We start from the raw sequence: 234 nt of genomic DNA on the forward strand, positions 1-234 counted from the left end.
GGCCGGGTGCCCGTCGCGGCGCCCGGCCGGTCGATCAATCGAGCGGTACCACGTCGGGCAATAGCACGTACCCGCGCGCACGCACGGTCCGGATCACCTCTTCACCATCGCTGCGCAGATGGCGCCGCAACCGCGAAATCGCAACGTCGATCGTGCGGAGCCGCTGCGCCCGGTCGATGCCATCATCCGCACGGTCGAGCGGATCGAGGAGATCCTCCCTCCTCACCGTTTTGC

The 234-nt window shown here is 68.4% G+C and carries 1 protein-coding gene; it reads right to left on the minus strand.

Annotation, left to right across the window (positions count from 1 at the left end):
- Positions 1 to 34: 34 nt before the first annotated feature.
- Positions 35 to 234 (minus strand): helix-turn-helix domain-containing protein (locus tag CVH10_RS24570; RefSeq protein ID WP_146143417.1); only part of this gene is annotated, 200 nt, incomplete at its 5' end.

Origin of the sequence: Halomonas sp. ND22Bw (genome assembly GCF_003011945.1) — a bacterium.
Taxonomy (GTDB): domain Bacteria; phylum Pseudomonadota; class Gammaproteobacteria; order Pseudomonadales; family Halomonadaceae; genus Halomonas; species Halomonas halophila.